The sequence below is a fragment of the Klebsiella sp. KTE92 genome (genome assembly GCF_000398905.1).
GTDB classification, from domain to species: Bacteria; Pseudomonadota; Gammaproteobacteria; order Enterobacterales; family Enterobacteriaceae; genus Klebsiella; species Klebsiella variicola.
Map to the genome: position 1 here is coordinate 573,941 of NZ_KB976100.1, position 16,255 is coordinate 590,195.

Annotated in this window: 17 protein-coding genes, 1 tRNA gene and 1 pseudogene; 8 read left to right on the forward strand and 11 right to left on the reverse strand. The window is 54.6% G+C overall.

All coding sequences use genetic code 11. The features are described from left to right. Positions 1 to 1,011, forward strand: a complete 1,011-nt coding sequence (locus A1WC_RS22235; protein WP_016160252.1) for an SIS domain-containing protein — start codon at positions 1 to 3, stop codon at positions 1,009 to 1,011. Between the two features lie 199 nt (positions 1,012 to 1,210). Beyond that, positions 1,211 to 1,729 (forward strand): annotated as a pseudogene (locus A1WC_RS22230) (Rpn family recombination-promoting nuclease/putative transposase); the annotation flags it as partial. Between the two features lie 60 nt (positions 1,730 to 1,789). On the opposite strand, the gene opgB reads toward A1WC_RS22230, so the two are convergent. The 6 genes from opgB to A1WC_RS22200 form a co-directional block, all read right to left on the reverse strand. Then, positions 1,790 to 4,081, reverse strand: a complete 2,292-nt coding sequence (gene opgB, locus A1WC_RS22225) for a phosphatidylglycerol--membrane-oligosaccharide glycerophosphotransferase (protein WP_012542938.1) — start codon at positions 4,079 to 4,081, stop codon at positions 1,790 to 1,792. Positions 4,082 to 4,338: 257 nt separating this feature from the next. Then, a complete protein-coding gene (locus tag A1WC_RS22220) occupies positions 4,339 to 4,833 on the reverse strand; it encodes a DUF2501 domain-containing protein (RefSeq protein WP_008807546.1) in 495 nt (164 codons plus the stop codon). Positions 4,834 to 4,898: 65 nt separating this feature from the next. Beyond that, complete coding sequence (gene dnaC / locus A1WC_RS22215; RefSeq protein ID WP_008807545.1) at positions 4,899 to 5,636, reverse strand: DNA replication protein DnaC; 738 nt, start codon at positions 5,634 to 5,636, stop codon at positions 4,899 to 4,901. 2 nt (positions 5,637 to 5,638) lie between these two features. After that, complete coding sequence (gene dnaT / locus A1WC_RS22210; RefSeq protein WP_008807544.1) at positions 5,639 to 6,178, reverse strand: primosomal protein DnaT; 540 nt, start codon at positions 6,176 to 6,178, stop codon at positions 5,639 to 5,641. A gap of 102 nt (positions 6,179 to 6,280) precedes the next feature. After that, the gene (locus A1WC_RS22205; RefSeq protein ID WP_012542936.1) at positions 6,281 to 6,754 is read right to left on the reverse strand and encodes a threonine/serine exporter; all 474 of its coding nucleotides are present in this window, start codon (positions 6,752 to 6,754) and stop codon (positions 6,281 to 6,283) included. Further along, entirely contained in the window at positions 6,745 to 7,521 is a 777-nt protein-coding gene (locus tag A1WC_RS22200) for a threonine/serine ThrE exporter family protein (protein WP_008807542.1), read from the reverse strand. Before A1WC_RS22200 ends, A1WC_RS22205 begins: the two co-directional genes overlap by 10 nt. A gap of 281 nt (positions 7,522 to 7,802) precedes the next feature. On the opposite strand from A1WC_RS22200, the gene pobA reads away from it, so the two are divergent. The 4 genes from pobA to bglJ all read left to right on the forward strand — a co-directional run bounded on the left by pobA (position 7,803) and on the right by bglJ (position 11,507). Then, entirely contained in the window at positions 7,803 to 8,987 is a 1,185-nt protein-coding gene (pobA, locus tag A1WC_RS22195; RefSeq protein ID WP_016160254.1) for a 4-hydroxybenzoate 3-monooxygenase, read from the forward strand. A gap of 16 nt (positions 8,988 to 9,003) precedes the next feature. After that, positions 9,004 to 9,885, forward strand: a complete 882-nt coding sequence (locus tag A1WC_RS22190; RefSeq protein ID WP_016160255.1) for a helix-turn-helix domain-containing protein — start codon at positions 9,004 to 9,006, stop codon at positions 9,883 to 9,885. 264 nt (positions 9,886 to 10,149) lie between these two features. Then, on the forward strand, positions 10,150 to 10,872 hold the full coding sequence (locus A1WC_RS22185; protein WP_008807539.1) for a helix-turn-helix transcriptional regulator: 723 nt from the start codon (positions 10,150 to 10,152) through the stop codon (positions 10,870 to 10,872). Further along, positions 10,833 to 11,507, forward strand: a complete 675-nt coding sequence (gene bglJ / locus A1WC_RS22180; protein ID WP_016160256.1) for a DNA-binding transcriptional activator BglJ — start codon at positions 10,833 to 10,835, stop codon at positions 11,505 to 11,507. The genes A1WC_RS22185 and bglJ overlap by 40 nt, the downstream gene beginning before the upstream one ends. 5 nt (positions 11,508 to 11,512) lie before the next feature. On the opposite strand, the gene A1WC_RS22175 is transcribed toward bglJ, so the two are convergent. Beyond that, on the reverse strand, positions 11,513 to 11,971 hold the full coding sequence (locus tag A1WC_RS22175; RefSeq protein WP_008807537.1) for a YbaK/EbsC family protein: 459 nt from the start codon (positions 11,969 to 11,971) through the stop codon (positions 11,513 to 11,515). A gap of 333 nt (positions 11,972 to 12,304) precedes the next feature. On the opposite strand from A1WC_RS22175, the gene A1WC_RS22170 reads away from it, so the two are divergent. Further along, positions 12,305 to 13,648 carry a PTS cellobiose transporter subunit IIC gene (locus A1WC_RS22170; RefSeq protein WP_008807536.1) on the forward strand — a complete coding sequence of 448 codons (1,344 nt, stop codon included), beginning with the start codon at positions 12,305 to 12,307 and terminating at the stop codon, positions 13,646 to 13,648. 48 nt (positions 13,649 to 13,696) lie between these two features. Here A1WC_RS22170 and fhuF read toward each other — a convergent pair whose 3' ends face one another. The 3 genes from fhuF to A1WC_RS27770 all read right to left on the reverse strand — a co-directional run bounded on the left by fhuF (position 13,697) and on the right by A1WC_RS27770 (position 15,837). Further along, complete coding sequence (fhuF, locus tag A1WC_RS22165) at positions 13,697 to 14,485, reverse strand: siderophore-iron reductase FhuF (RefSeq protein WP_016160257.1); 789 nt, start codon at positions 14,483 to 14,485, stop codon at positions 13,697 to 13,699. Between the two features lie 111 nt (positions 14,486 to 14,596). Continuing rightward, positions 14,597 to 15,643 carry a GGDEF domain-containing protein gene (locus tag A1WC_RS22160; RefSeq protein WP_008807534.1) on the reverse strand — a complete coding sequence of 349 codons (1,047 nt, stop codon included), beginning with the start codon at positions 15,641 to 15,643 and terminating at the stop codon, positions 14,597 to 14,599. A 23-nt stretch (positions 15,644 to 15,666) separates the two neighbouring features. Continuing rightward, the gene (locus A1WC_RS27770; RefSeq protein WP_012542929.1) at positions 15,667 to 15,837 is read right to left on the reverse strand and encodes a hypothetical protein; all 171 of its coding nucleotides are present in this window, start codon (positions 15,835 to 15,837) and stop codon (positions 15,667 to 15,669) included. Positions 15,838 to 15,907: 70 nt separating this feature from the next. On the opposite strand from A1WC_RS27770, the gene A1WC_RS22155 reads away from it, so the two are divergent. Further along, positions 15,908 to 16,147, forward strand: coding sequence for a DUF1435 domain-containing protein (locus A1WC_RS22155; protein WP_012542928.1), 240 nt, complete (start codon positions 15,908 to 15,910; stop codon positions 16,145 to 16,147). Positions 16,148 to 16,168: 21 nt separating this feature from the next. On the opposite strand, the gene A1WC_RS22150 is transcribed toward A1WC_RS22155, so the two are convergent. Further along, a tRNA-Leu gene (locus tag A1WC_RS22150) sits at positions 16,169 to 16,255 on the reverse strand.

A 16,255-nucleotide genomic window follows, 5' to 3' on the forward strand; every position in this document is an offset into this window, starting at 1 on the left:
ATGTTGGGTTTTAATCAGGACGAGTACCTGACCAGTGCTCGCGAGATCATCGCTGCGCGTAAACAGGCTGAAACCGTGGCCGATGATATTTATGACAGCGGCTGCAGCGCATTATTTTTTGCCTCGGTAGGCGGTTCTCTGGCACCGATGATGGCCATTAATGAGTTTGCCAAAGAATTAACCAGTGTGCCGGTATATCTTGAGCAGGCGGCCGAATTAATTCATCGCGGACATAAAAAATTAAATAAAGATGCAGTTGTCGTTACGTTATCTAAATCCGGTGATACCAAAGAGTCGGTGGCTATTGCCGAGTGGTGCAAGGCGCAGGGGATCCGCGTGGTGGCTATTACCCGTCATGCCGACTCGCCATTGGCCGCCGCCGCCAGCTGGCATATTCCGATGTGCCACAAGAACGGTGTGGAATATGAATATATGCTGCTGTACTGGTTATTCTTCCGCGTTATTTATCGTCACGGCGAGTTTGAAAATTATGCGCGATTTGCCAGCCAGCTCGAATTACTGCCGGAAAATCTCCTGCAGGCCAAGCGCCAGTTCGATTTCCAGGCGGATAGCATTGCCGCACAATACCATGACTGCGACTATATGATGTGGATTGGCGGCGCGGAAATGTGGGGCGAGGTTTACCTGTTCTCAATGTGTATTCTCGAAGAGATGCAGTGGAAGCGGACGAAATCCGTGAGCTCGGCTGAATTTTTCCACGGCACCCTGGAGCTGCTGGAAAAAGAGGTCCCGCTGTTTCTGGTGAAAGGAGAGGGGAAATGCCGGGCGCTGGACGAGCGCGTCGAACGCTTTGCCGAAAAGATAACTGACCATCTGGTGGTGATCGACCCGCGCGACTATCCGCTGAACGGCATTGATGACGCGTTCCGCTGGATTATGGCGCCGTGCGTGGTGTCCACCCTGCTGGTGGATCGGCTGGCGGCCCACTTTGAACACCATACCGGCCACGACCTCAATATCCGCCGTTACTACCGTCAGTTTGATTACTAAGCTGTGTTGATGGCGGCCAGCCGGGCTGGCCGCCATGCTATTCTCCGAGGCGCTTCCCAGAAAATTATCGTCAAATCCATTCGGGTAAAAACCGGTGGTAGAGTCCGGCTTTCCTTCTCTTTCAGGCAAGCGGATGGCCATGAAAAAACGGATGACCTCGACGCCGCACGATGCGGTCTTTAAACGATTTCTTCGCCACCCGGAGACGGCGAAGACGCTGTATGGCTGTCCGTTTACGTTGATCGACGTTACGGTGATGCCAGATGATGACCTCGTGCAGCATCGGCGAGTCGCCTTGCTGGAGCTGATGCAAAAACATATTCGCCAGCGCGATCTCAGCGGCATAACGGAGTCGTTGGCGGCCGTTGTGATGCTGGGATACACTAACCGTCGGCAGTTGAGAATGCTGTTTCACTATATGCTGCAGTACGGTAATACGGCCGAGCCGGGCGTGTTTCTCCGCCGGCTGGCCCGCCGTCTGCCACAGTATGAGGAGACACTGATGTCTATCGCGCAAAAGCTTAAGCAGGAAGGTCGGCAAGAAGGTCGGCAAGAAGGTCGACTAGAAGGCCGGGAAGAAGGGCACCAGGAGGGCTTGCAGGAAGGAAGCCGGCGCGAGGCGCTGCGCATTGCCGGCAGTATGTTACAAAATGGCCTCGACAAAGAGATGGTACAGAAAATCACTGGACTGTCGGCTGATGAACTACAGCCGCTGTAGGGTTAACGCCCTGCCACGGCAACCGTTGCCCGGCGCGGAAACCCGCCGGGCAGGATGGTTTTAGCCTTCGCTTTTCACCACTTTGATCTCCACCATGCCGATCCCCAGCTGACGTGGGGAGTGACCAAGGATATTGCCCTCGTTGGTGGACTGCGGGTCCGGCGGAGTGATGGTCAGGGTGTTGCTGCGCGACGGGTTGTCGAAATGCAGCGTCGTAGTGGTCACATCATTGGCCAGCGTAAGCACTTGCTCACTTTCACCTACCCGCACCGGGATCGGCTTATTGGCGTTTGGGCCGTAAGCTTTGGCGGTGATCACCAGATCAAATTTTTCCGGTAGTGGCTCTTTATATTCAATCTTCACGTCGCTGCCCAGCTGGGCATTGGACCACCGACCCCAGGACTCGGGACGCGAAATGCCGCTGAACTGCTTGACCTCTTCCGGGGCGCCGGCGACGTTAAACACGAAGCTGTCGGCCTTGTAGCGAATATCGTTGTCGACGACTTTTAGCGTATCGACGTTCCCCTTATAGCGCTCCATATCGATAAGGGTATCCCTGAAAGCGGTTTTGCCTTGCCACTGCGGCTTATCGACGTGCTGAACCTTTTGCTCACCGCCCAGCTGCCCCTGCGAGACGCACCAGTCGGTAGAGAGCGCGAGTTCAGGCGCCCACAGCTGCCCCATTTTATAGCAGCGATCGACCCAGACGAAATTATCCCGCGGCGCGAAATCGGCCAGCTGGAAGCGCAGCGGCGCGGAGTATTCGCTCTCCGGCAGCGGTTCAACGCGCTGGTTTGATACCCTGAGCAGTAGCGGCAGACGGAAATGGCTGCCGGAGAAGGCGATCATGTTCTTCTGCGAATCGATGGTGAAGTTTTTCATCTCTTTCGGGAAGTTCCACAGGCGGATCACGTCCGGTTTCCAGGCCAGGACCTTCTCTTTCATATTCATGAAAATACCGGAGAGCGACTGGCCGGAGAGGCTGCTGCGCCCGAGGCCGATATAGTTATCGCCGCCGAGAATATCGAGCACCGTCGCGCCGTTATCCATGGTATTGCGTTTCACCGCCAGGGTCTCCTGCTGCGGTTTATCGCCGCGCAGGACGAAGAACAGATTGCTGCGATCGTGCTTGTTGAGGTAATCCCAGGCGCTGTTTTTCATGGCCAGGTGATCGGAAGAGACCACGATGACCGTGTTTTTGAAATAGGGTGAGGCTTTAATCTTCTCTATCAGCGCGGCGATATGTTCCTGGCTGCAGCTAACGGCGCTGAAGGAGAGGTTTTTCTTACCGTCCACGTCATAGCGTTTACGCTCGCAGGTGCGCGAGATAAAGCCGTCGGGGTGGTGGGTATCCACCGTCAGGGCGAACAGCGAGAAGCGTTTACCGGAGCGCGACAGCTCTTCGAATTTTTTCCACGTCTCATCGAGCACGGTGTCGTCATAGAAGCCCCAGTCGTTGCGATAGGCGGGATCCGCTACCGTAGTTTTGAGCTCTTCCGCCCCGTACAGGTGATCGAAGCCGTGGGATTTGAGAAACACGTCTTTGCCGGCAAAGCGCAGGTTGGCTCCCTGCACAAAATAGTTTTCATAGCCGGAGTTTTTCAGGATATCGCCAAGGCAGATATTCTGGGGAAAGAAGCTGGAGACCGAGGCCGAGGCGTTGCCTTCAAACGGCGCGAACAGCGGAATGCCGCACTGCGAGGCGACCATACCGGCGATGGTGTAATCCGTCCCCGGGAGCTGCATGGTATTGCTGAAATCGAGGCCCTGATCTTTTATTTTGCCGAGCTCAGGGGTGAGGTTAGGAAAGGCATCGTTATCAAAATAGGTACGCTCGAGGCTTTCGCCATAGATATAGACCAGGTTCAGCTGTGGATTGTCGATACGCTTCGACGGCTCTTTGTAGTATGCGGCAAAGTCCGGGTCACCTTCCCGTGACTGCGATTTCACCAGCTCGCTGATCTGATGGAAGGCCGGGCTGGCATCCACGGAGGCCAGCGCCAGCAGCAGCGCCGCCAGGCTGTAACCGACGTGATGAGGATGATGCCGACGGCGGCGCAGCACCCAGCCCAGCGCGCCAAAGACGGCAACCAGCGCGACGCCCACCCCGACGCCCGGCAGAATGTATTTGCCGATCCCGGCGCCAGTCAGGCTGTTGGTCAGGGTATAGAGCACCGCGTCGTTGATGCCGTCGCCGGTAAAGTAGTCGCTGGCGTAGAGGGTGATGTTCAGCACCACGAACAGACCTAACACCGTGAGCGTGGCGGCAAACCACCAGGTGTTACGACCCGCTTTCCAGGCATACAGCACCACCGAAGCTAAAAATAAGGCGATGGATAACAACTCTGACACAGCTCATCCTCATTAGCGCCAGTTGTCGGCTGGCAGAATAGATTACTTTTCACGCCACACTGTAATTGCAGCGCCATCTTGCTGCAATTCTAGCGTCATGAAACTGTGCAGTTATTCAGAATTGGTTTAGATGTTGCCTTTTTTGATCGGTGTCGCATCGGGTGTGGCGGGGAAGCGGAGAGGGAAAAAGGGTAAAAAAACCGTTTCAGGCCGCGCTGCCGTCGCGAAGGCAACAAACGCGGCATGAGCAGTACGTATCAGGAGAGGAAGTTAACGCCCTGTTTTAAGACCAGATCGCAGGCTTTGGTTTTCACCTGTTTCGCCAGCGAGCTGTTGCCAAGCGTATTCAGGTCCAGCTGCTGGCCGTTATTACTGTTGAGCAAGCCCTGCAGGCCATCGAGATAGTTGGTGTCTTGTTTCTGTTTTTCCGGCGTGCTGAGTCCCAGTTTATCCAGCACCTGGTTTTTGACGTTATCGGCGCTGGTCACGGAGGCCAGTTTCTGTTGCGCGCAATATGACAGGATCCCGGCCGCATTATTCATGCTGCTGGCGGTCAGAGACTGGCTGCTGCCGCTGAGCAGGCTGGTTAGCGAGGAGACGGACATGCCGCCGCTGCCAGCCTGGGTGCTGCTGCCGCTAAGCTGGCTGGCGGCGCTGTTAAGAGAATCCTGCCAGGAGGCAGCGTGAGCGCCGGCGAGGGTAAATGCACTGGCGGCAAAAGCGGCAAGTAAGCCATTTTTAAACGATTTCATAGACGGACTCATAAGCGTGACTGAATAATCGCTTTAGTATAACGCCGTCATCGTCCGGAAATCTCTTAATACTCCTTGCCAGTGACGCGGTGCCGGTAACTTTCCCAGTTGAAGATAACCCACAGACTGTTCCCCAGCCGCATACGGTCCATTACCCGCTCGCCGAGCAGCTTGTTCATCTCTTCCATATTACTGTTGGTGAGCATCCCGGTAGGCCGTTTGGATGAAGAACGACGGTCAACTATCTGATTGATAATGACCTTCTCATAGCGAGACTCCGTCTGCATACCAATTTCATCAATCACTAACAGGTCGACTTTGCTGAGGTCGCTCAGTAACTGCTCTTCGCTCGTTTCCCGGTTGCCAAAGGTATCTTTCATCGCCGACATAATATCGGCCACGGTGATGATTAAGACCGACTTCCCGCGCAGCAGCAGCTCGTTGCAGATGGCTGCCGCCAGGTGATTTTTGCCGGTCCCCGGTTTACCGGAGAAGATAAAGCTGGCGATATTGCCATCGAACTCTTCCACATACTGACGTGCGCGGGCGAGGGCGTTCATCTGTCCTTCGCACTCGACGCGGTAGTTATCAAAGGAACAGTTCTGATGCAGCGGGCGGATCCCTGAGCGGTTGAAGGTGCGCTGCATTTTCATCGCGCGATTCTCCCGCTCCAGCGCTTCGGAACGCAGCCGGCCTTGCTCTTTTTGCCAGGCCAGCAGTTCTTCGCCGGTTTTAAACGCCGGTTCGATATGGGCCGGCATCATTTTCTGCAGACGCTTCATCAGGTCGCCCACGTTTTTCATGCTCATCCTCGGAAACCTCGCGGAATATGACTGTCGGGTTCGCTCACGCTGTTCACATCGCGCTTCGGCTGTCCGCCGTTGCTGGCGCGGCTGATTTGCACGCTACGCGCCAGCTTCTGCTGCCACTGCACGTGGTGAAACACTTTACCTTCCGCCTGCCAGTAAGCGACGAAGGCAGCCAGCTCTTCCGGCGTGACTGGCTGGCTCAGGGCAATGCCCCACAGCGCGGCCAGGCGCTGAAAATCGGCGTCCGGCTGCCAGTCGGCGTACATAGCAAATTTGCCCATTGGCACCGCAACTGGCGCCGCGGATGGCTCCTCGAAAAACTGTGGGTCAAGGGCGATGTCGCTGCCGGGGCGCGCCAGTCTGGCTTCCAGCTCCAGCAGTTGCGCCAGCCGCGCTGGCGTCAGCGCATAGAATGCCGGCGCGTTATTGGCAAAAACGGCAACGGTGCCGTCAGTTGATTTCGCCAGCAGCGCCGCGTGCTGCTGGAGGAACTCTTCCAGGCCGCTAAAATGGGAGGTTAAAATTCGCGAAGACATAACTCTATCTCAACTCTGAACTGCAAAGAGTGGGGTGATCTGCACATAGTAGCACAGAGCCCATCGCGGAAGGAGCGTCGCGGCTGTACCGCGACGCCGGGGTCAGACGCGAGGGCGCTTACGATACAGCCACAGACCGGGTATCGACAGGCCAATAGAAAGGGCGCCCACAATAGACGACGCCTTTAAAAAATTGCTCAGCAGCAAAATCATCATCTCTTCAGAATAGCCAAAATGGCTGATCTTTACCGCGGAGATCATCGCGGTGTAGGCCGAGATGCCGGGAAACATCGGGATCACGGCGGCGACGGTAAAAATCTTCGGATGCGCCAGATACCAGCGTGACCACTGAATGCCGATGCTGCCCACCAGCAGCGCGGCGAGAAAGGTGGCCCATTCAATGTTAAAACCGGCGCTCATCATGACCATTCGCGAGCCGTGACCGATCGCCCCCAGCAGCGCGCACCAGCGCAAGGCGCGCTGGGGGACATTAAAGACCATGGCAAAACCAACGGCGGGGATTGCCGCCAGCAGCATGTCTTCCGCCAGTGCGAAAATAAACGAGATTATGCCCATCCGCGCAGCCCCCATACGGTCATCGCCATCACCACGCCAATGCAGGTGGCAAGGGTTAACAGGCTGGCGATCGCCCAGCGGGCGAGCCCCGTATTAATATGCCCTTTAAACATATCGGCGACGGCGTTGATCAAAGGAAAACCCGGAACCAGCAGCAGGACGCTGGCGGCCATGGCAATGGTCGGCGTACTGGCAAAGGCCGGGAGGCGCAGCAGCAGCCCGGAGATGGTGGTGGCGACAAAGGCGGTGATGCAGAAGTTGATCTGCGGATGCATGGACCGGTGGGTCAGCACCTGGCGAATGTACATGGCTACCGTACTGGCGCAGAAGCTGACCAGCGCGCCGTCCCAGCCGCCGTTATTCAGTTTGCAGAAACAGGCGCAGGAGAGCCCCACCATGATGACCAGCAGCCAGCGCGGATAACGTAAGGGAACGATCTGCGCAAAGCGCTTCTCGACATCGCGATAGTCGAGCAGCTTATGTTCGGCGAGGATCACAATGTGCTGCACTTCCGTTACCACATGCATATTGATGCCGCGGTCGACATTTTTACGCGTTGAGGTGAGACATTCGCCATCTTTAATGGTGGTCAGCACGATGGCATTAGACGAGATGGCGCTTTCGACGCTGTCCATTCCCAGCGCCCGTCCGAGGCGGGTGGATAGCTCTTCCACCAGCGCACTTTCGGCGCCGTGCTGTAACAAAAAAAGACCACACTGGATGCACAATCGTGTGATTGCCCGCTGCTGTGACCGATCAACCTGCATAATTCCTCTGCTGTCCGCGACGTCTGGTTATCTGTCGATACTTTAACCTGAAGCGCCGTAGCGGCTGAGGGGGGCGGGATCAAATAATATGCAAAAATGTCCCGGCTGGCGGGGCGGCAGAATTTGAAGCATCCCACACTTTTGCCAGTTTGGTGAAAAGTGCAATTTTTGCCGCCATTCATCCCTTCTTTTTCCCGTCTGACTTATCAAAAATGCAGGAAAGCACTTTTATTAAACAAAAAATATACAAATAATTAACCCTGCAAGAGTGAGACAACCCTATGAAAACACAGGTCGCGATTATTGGCGCAGGCCCCTCCGGGCTGCTGCTGGGGCAGTTGTTGCACATCGCCGGGATCCATACCGTGATCCTCGAGCGTCAAACGCCACAGTATGTGCTGGGGCGCATCCGCGCGGGAATTCTGGAAAGCGGCACCGTCGATCTGCTACGCGAAGCGGGCGTGGCGCAGCGGATGGATGCCGAAGGCCTGGTGCATCATGGGGTGGAGTTTCTGTTTGATGGCCAGCGGGTACCCGTCGCACTGAGCGAGCTGACTGACGGCAAGAGCGTGATGGTTTATGGCCAGACGGAAGTGACCCGCGACCTGATGGCGGCCCGGACCGCCAGCGGCGCGCCGATCGTCTATGGCGTGAGCGAGGTGGCTATTCATGACGCGAAAAGCGACCGACCGACGGTCACCTACCTCAGCGAAGGTGAAACCTGCCGCTTGGAGTGCGACTTTATCGCCGGTTGCGACGGTTTTCACGGGGTGTCACGGCAAAGCATTCCCGCTGACATTCTCAAAACCTACGAGAGCGTGTGGCCGTTTGGTTGGTTAGGCCTGCTGGCGGATACGCCGCCGGTCAATCCGGAGCTGATCTATGCACACCATCAGCGGGGGTTTGTATTGTGTAGTCAGCGCTCACTTACGCGCAGCCGCTATTATCTACAGGTTCCGCTGAGCGATAAGGTTGAAGCCTGGTCGGACGAACGTTTCTGGCAGGAGCTGAAAAGCCGCTTGCCGGAGGACCTGGCATCCAGGTTAGTGACTGGTCACTCACTTGAGAAGAGCATTGCCCCGCTGCGCAGTTTCGTGGTGGAGCCGATGCAGTATGGGCGGCTGTTTCTGGTGGGGGATGCGGCGCATATCGTTCCGCCAACCGGCGCCAAAGGGTTGAACCTGGCGGCATCGGATGTTAACTACCTGTGGCGGATCCTGCGTGAATACTATCATCGTGGCCGCAGCGATCTGCTGGCGACCTACTCGCAACTGGCGCTGGATCGGGTGTGGAAAGGGGAACGCTTTAGCTGGTTTATGACTCGCCTGCTGCATGATTTCCCGGACCAGAATGCGTTCGACGCCAAAATGCAGGCCGCCGACCGCCGCTACTACCTTGGCTCCCGCGCCGGGCTGACCACCATCGCGGAAAACTACGTGGGCTTGCCCATGGAACGCGTTACCTGACTAAAGAGGAGTGATTATGCCGCCCATGCAAGCCGTCCCCGTATTTAAGCTGTATGGCGAAGAGCGCGGCTGGCCAACGCCGGACCTGCTGCACTGCGAGTCGATTTTGCAGCGTAGCAGTCTGTACGAGTGGCATATTCGCGTTCATCAGCATGCGGAAATGGTCCAGCTCCTCTACCTACATCAGGGCCGGGCGGAGATCGAAATTGAAGGCGCCACCGCGGTGATGACGGCGTCCTGCATCCAGGTGGTTCCCGCCCTTTGTATTCATGGGTTTCATTTTTCACCCGGGACACAAGGGTATGTGCTCTCCCTGGCGCTGCCGCTGCTGAGCCGGTTTGAAAACCAGTTCGGCCGGCCGCTGGATGTGCTTAGCGTACCGCAGTGCGTGCCGGTAGGCCGTTCCCGGGGGCATATGCATACGCTATTTTCGGCGCTTCGCGAGGAATATTGCGAAGAGCATGATGCCCGGGAGATGATGCTGTACTCGTTGCTGGGGACGCTGCTGGTCTGGCTGAACCGGCAGTGCCGCCCCGCACCGCCCGCGGAAGATAAAGCGGAGCGGAAGCGCAGTATGATGCGCCACTTTTCCCGGCTTATTGAGAGCCACTACCGGCAGCATCTCCCGCTGGCGGAGTATGCGAAGCTAATTGGGTTGTCGGTCACGCACTTAAATTATTTATGCCGCGAGTTCTATGGCTGTAGCGCGCTGGGAGTATTGCATCAACGCCTGATGCTGGAAGCGCGACGCAATCTGCAGTACACCCGCATGACGGTAACACAACTCTCTGATTACTTAGGGTTTAGTGATGCTGCTTATTTTTCTCGCTTTTTCCGCCGCTATAGCGGGATGTCGCCTAAAGCATTTAGAGAAACAATCAAAGATAATGCTTTATAACTCACGTGCCTGAAATTACTTTTGCTAAATAATAGTTTTATCTTTTCTAATTTATTAGCGCAGGAGCGTCTGTGCTAATATTAATCGCAAGTATACACAGCAATAATATTTACACGGTATGACCACGGTTCGGTCGTTACGTATACCGTGTACGCAGGCCATGAATATACTTTTTATATTCATTCAGAGAATGATAAGGCGATGATGTTAAGCGCCGATTGTTTGCCGGCAGGCGAAGGAACTTCGACAGGAAGCGGAGGTGTTATGTTACCAGGACAAGGTAAGTTTGGTGTTGTTATTAGTAAAATTCCCGTCATGCAGTCAGGGTTAAAGGTTATCTTCAATGAAAATCTCCCTGATTACGAACTCAGTTTTTGTCGTTCTCATGATGAGCTCACCCTTTTGCAACTGCGGCGGGCAGTGCTGGTCGTCGCGGATATCTCCGGCGAGATTGCGCATCCCCGTGCCGTCTGCGAGCGTTATTACTCTCTGATGACGCAGTATCGTGATATTCACTGGGTTTTTATGGTCAGTGACAGCCTCTATCCATTGGCCGTTGAGCTTTTAATTCGCCCTGAAAGCTCGCTGATCTCGGAGAGTGAGCCGGTTAACCGGTTGATTGAGGTGATTTGCGCCGGCAGTCGTGCCGCTGAGCAAATTAGCCGGACGTTGTTCACCGGAGACGAGGATAGCGATTTCGCAAGCTACCACTCTGCGGCGATGCTGACCCTTTCGGAACGCAAGGTTTTGCGTCTTCTGGCAAAGGGATGGGGAATCAATCAGATCGCTGCGCTGTTGAAAAAGAGCAATAAAACCATCAGTGCGCAGAAAAATAGCGCAATGCGACGCTTATCACTGCGAAGCAATGCTGAAATGTATGCCTGGATCAACAGCGTGCAGGGAATGCAAGAGCTGAATATCAATTCAGCTTACGGGGAGCAAATGGAATGGAAAAAAATAGCACAACCCGCCATGTCGCCATCGTAGAGAAATGTGTGATGACGGAAATGGCCTGGCGCTATATCTTTAGTCGTGAAGATAATAGCCGATATCATATTCATCTGTTTAAAAATGTCAGTATGCTCAGGGCGGCGGAAACATCGTTTTCCTGGTCGGCCATTATCTTTTCTCTTTCGGGAAGCCGTTCTTCACGAGCTGAGAGTCTGCTTTTTGTTCATGAAATGGCGCGGTGTCGGCCGGAAGTCCAGGCAATTATTCTGGCTAATAATGAAAGTGAAATGCATCTGATCGGCCATCTTATGCCGGCTTGTCTGCACGGCATACTAAATAAATCCGCGCCGCGACGCGGGTTACAGGAGCGTTTGTTACAGTTGCTGGACAATCATCACCTCAGCGGCAGCGAACAATTTTGCGACAGAGAGGCGTGCAACGATCCGCTAAGTCCAACGGAGCACGCCATCCTTCGGTATATGTCGTGGGGATATTCGCTTTCTGATATTGCGATACAGCTGAACCGGAACATTAAAACTATCCGCGCGCATAAATTTAACGCCATGACCAAGCTCGGGGTTCGCTCAGACATCGGTTTATTAAACGCGGCGGATATCTTGCTGCATCTACCGATGAGCAGCGCGAACAATGCCGTTAAACAGGTGGCGTAACGCGGCTATAAACACACGTCTACCCATGTCGCATCGGTGAGCTGCGCCAATCGTTCTGGTTCAATACGAACGGCGCTGTGAATGGCTCCCGCTGCGGGTAGCACCTCCTGATAGTGCCTGAGCGAGACGTCGCAATAGACGGCCAGCGGATTTTCCAGACCAAAAGGGCACACGCCGCCTACCGGATGACCGGTCCAGGTCACCACCTCATCGCTGCTTAACATTCTGGCTTTCGCACCAAAGGTCTCTTTCAGCTTTTTGTTATCCAGCCGCGCATCGCCCCTGGCGACGATCAGTACAATCTTATCCTTGATCTTGAGCGACAGCGTTTTGGCAATTTGTCCCGGCTCAACATTGTGCGCGGCAGCGGCGAGCGCGACGGTGGCGGTACTCTGATTTAACTCAATAATTTCGATATCGGGGGCGTGTTCGGCAAAAAACTGCCGTACAGACTGCAGACTCATTGGATTCTCCTGATTTAAGCCTGGTTAAATCTGTCACAAGCCTGGCGGAGTGTAAATAACAGCGCGGACAATCCAGATTCTTTCTATTTTGTCGATCTCCTTCACATTCACCGTAACCGGTTACTGTAACCGGTTGCGGTTGGGCGCGTAGAGATGAATACTGGAACAGTCACTTCTCACTTTATTTATAACATAAGAGCCGTGTATGAATCGTTGCGTCATGAGCAGTATAGCCGGTAATCCATCAGCGGCCTGCTGCATCAAAAAGCGGTCATCGTAACGGCAGGGTAATCGTTGTTGGGCCAGTATCAATAGCCTGTCAGGAGGGCTACTATGTCTGCTAACCATGCTGCGTTTAATTTGATATTTCGCTTTGTAGAAAATTACATAAGCCCCATAGCAGGGCGGATCTCATCGCAGCGCCACGTCATGGCTATCCGTGACGGTTTTATCTCAGCGATGCCATTTATGATCGTCGGATCGTTCCTGCTGGTATTTGCTTATCCACCTTTCTCACCGGATACCACCTGGGGTTTTGCCCGCGCCTGGCTGGATCTGGCAAAAGAGTTTGAGGGGCGTATTCTGACCCCCTTTGATATGACGATGGGGATCATGTCGATCTACATCTGCGCGGCGATCTCCTATAACCTCGGTAAGCACTACGAGAAATCCAATCAGCTCGATCCCTTTATGTGCGCAATGCTGTCGATCATGGCCTTTTTGCTGATTGCCGCGCCGAAGACCAATGGCACGCTGCCGGTGGATAGCCTCGGGGGGACCGGGATCTTTACCGCGATTCTGGTGGCGATCTATTGCGTGGAAATGATGCGTTTTTTGAAAGCGCACAACATTGGGATCCGCTTGCCGGACCAGGTTCCGCCGATGATCAAAAACTCCTTTGATCTGTTGATCCCGGTGCTGGTGGTCGTGCTGACGCTGTATCCGCTGAGTCTGTTTATCCAGCACCATTTTGACATGCTGATCCCGCAGGCCATTATGGCCATCTTCAAACCGCTCGTTTCGGCAGCCGACTCTCTGCCGGCAATTCTGCTGGCGGTGCTTATTGGCCACCTGTTGTGGTTCGCCGGGATCCACGGTGCCGCGATTGTGTCCGGGATGCTGCAGATGTTCTGGCTGACCAACCTCGGTATGAACCAGCAGGCGCTGGCCCAGGGGGCGCCTCTGCCGCATATCTTCATGGAGGCGTTCTGGACATTCTTCATAGTGGTTGGTGGTTCCGGGGCGACCATGGGGCTGGTGTTCTGTTATCTGCGTAGCCGCTCAGCGCATTTGCGCTCTATTGGCCGTCTGAGCGTGGTGCCAAGCCTGTTTAACATTAACGAGCCGGTTATCTTTGGGACGCCTATCGTCATGAATCCAGTGTTCTTTATTCCGTTCCTGCTGGCGCCAATGGTGAACGCGGTGCTGGCCTGGGCAGCAATGAAGCTGGATCTGATTGGCCGCGTTATCTCGGTGGTACCGTGGACGGCGCCAGCACCGATTGGCGGCGCCTGGGCGCTGGGCTGGGATTTTCGGGCGGCGGTTCTGGTGATCGTTCTGGCCTGCGTGTCGGCGATTATCTACTTCCCGTTCTTTAAGGTGTATGAGAAACAGCTGCTTGCTCAGGAAGCGGAAGAGGCCGAGCGAGCGGAGCAGGAGAGTCAACAGACCGCATAAATAGCAACGGGCGGCAAGGGCCGCCCGTTAATTTTGAGGTAGGGGGCGTTATTTCAGCGTGCAGTCGCCGCACTGTTGGACATCCGGCAGGCGATAGCGCTGGCAGCAGGTGCGTCGGACTAACAGCCCTTCACGCAGCACCACCGTTCGCCACAGCGGGTTATCCTGACCATCGGCGAGCTGTTTTTCAAAGAAGCAGTGCTGACGCAGAGCGGCGACCTGCTCATCGCCCAGCAGCGTGCGCATTTCACCTAAATACCAGTTGATCAGATAGCCGGTATTACTCCAGATAAGTTTGCCATTGATCTCGCCCGTCGCTTCCAGCGCCTCAACAACCGGCTGCAGGGTACGAATCACCAGGGCATCTATCCGCGCCTGCGGTGAAAGCGCTGCTATCCTGGCATCGTTATGCACATCAATCCAGAAGCAGGCAGCCCGACCGCTCTCGTGAAATTCGACATGGAAATGTTCTGGCGCCAGGCTGAGTCCCTGCGGTTCATTAAGCAGCGCCAGCATCAGCGGCGGCACCAGCAGGCCGATATACCACTGGGCCCAGAGCGAGAGCAGGGGCTTCTGTTCACGCGGCTGCGTGGGCTGATGACGATAGATATGATCGGACCAGGTGGCCAGCAGGGAGCGTAACGCGATGGGTTGCGACCACTCGGCGAGCGTTAACGCATGCGGCGGGGCAGGCTCATCCAGACGCAGGAAATCCAGCAGATGAGGGCGCAGGGCAGTGATTTTTGCCCGAAGACTCTCCGCCAGCGCGCGTTCAGCCGTCGGGAAGGGAGCCCGCCAGATGAGTTCGTCGCTAAGAGAAAGGGAGCGCCAGGCCATTTGATTTCCAGATACAAATCTAAATGATAATGATTCCTGATATTAGTTGTTTGCAGGCGGCATGGCAAGGAGTTTGTCGGCGCCGCGATACCGCGGCGCGCGAAGGAAAAGCTAACTGGCAAGAATAATATTGCGTCCTTTATTTTTGGCCTCATACAGTGCGCCATCGGCTCGTGCCAGCGCTTGCTCAATGTTGTCATCAATGAGCGGCGTCAGGCCAATGCTGATGGTCACGTTGGTGGCGACACTTTCATTAAACATATGCGGGATCTTCAGATCATAGACCCGCTGGCGAATGCGTTCGGCAGCCTGCCAGGCGGTTTCCTCGCTGCTGTTGGTCAGCAGGACCATAAACTCTTCCCCACCAAAACGAGCGACAATATCGCGTGAGCGCACGGCGTTGCGGATCGCGGCAGAGACGCGAATCAGCGCCTGGTCGCCCATCATATGGCCATAGTGGTCGTTATAGGCTTTAAAGTGATCGATATCGAGGAGCAGCACAAAGTGGTTGTCGCCGTCCAGCGCCAGCAGGGTGTCGAGGCGGTTCTGTAGCCCGCGGCGATTATACAAACCGGTCAGGGGATCCAGCATACTGAGATCGTTGAGCGTGTTGCGTTCCTGCATCAGTTTATCCATTAATCCTTGCGTGAAGGCATCGTTGCGCTTCTGGATAATATTTTGCAGGGTAATACCGGCAATAGGCAGCACAAAACAGTAGGTCATGCGCAACCATTGTTCCCCCTCTGACATTATCAGGCAGATAAGGAAAGTCGGTAAAGAGTGAAGGGTAAAGGCAGTGATATTATTGGAAAAAGCGATGGTGCCGATAAACAGAATGCTTAATAGGGCGATTACCAGATAGTTAAAATGCGGCGGTGTCAATAGCATCGCTTTTGCCACCACGTGCCATGCCCAGAGCATGCCAAATAACAACGAGATAGCCGGAATATTTATTTTCGCTTGCGGCCATTTCCAGTGCCAGAGCAGCAACAGCCCGCTGCAGGCCACGATCAGGGCGCAGGGCAGCGTAAAACGAACTACCGTAAATAGTGGGCTGACCAGCGACAGAGAGGAGGAAATGAAATTAAGCAGTAAAAAAAGCCGTAAGGAATATTGATATTTTTGTGCGTAGTGTGCTCGCCAGGTTTGTGCAGTCATATCGGAAGAATCATTATTAGTCGTTAAATTTCAAAATGATGAAAGCCAAAAATGAAGAGTCTGATAACAATGTGCAAAAAAAGGTTATTTGCAAAATAAGCAAAATATTTAATATATATCGATAATCCGCTTAATTTATCACCTTCATGAATGTATGTCATTACCGCGAACGTAAAGAAAAAGACGCAAAGCACATCGCAAATGACAAATGATAAATGTTATCATATGATATTGGTTATCATTATTGTTTTGAGAGGTGAAACCATGTTGCAGCGGGCATTAGGGAGTGGTTGGGGTGTGGTGGTTCCCGGCGTGCTGATTGCCGCTCTCGGGTATGCCGGAGTCTCGGCCGATGTGTGGCGGGCGCTGGTCACGGTGGGCATGCTGATGTCCGCAGCGATGATATGGCATCGTCAACTGCGCCATTTTATCCTGCTGCCATCTTGCGTTGCATTGATTGGTGGAATAATGCTGATGATTCTGGATTTTAAACTGGGGGGATAATGCCGGAAGAGAAAAGAATATTGGTGCGAGGGGGGGGACTTGAACCCCCACGTCCGTAAGGACACTAACACCTGAAGCTAGCGCGTCTACCAATTCCGCCACCTTCGC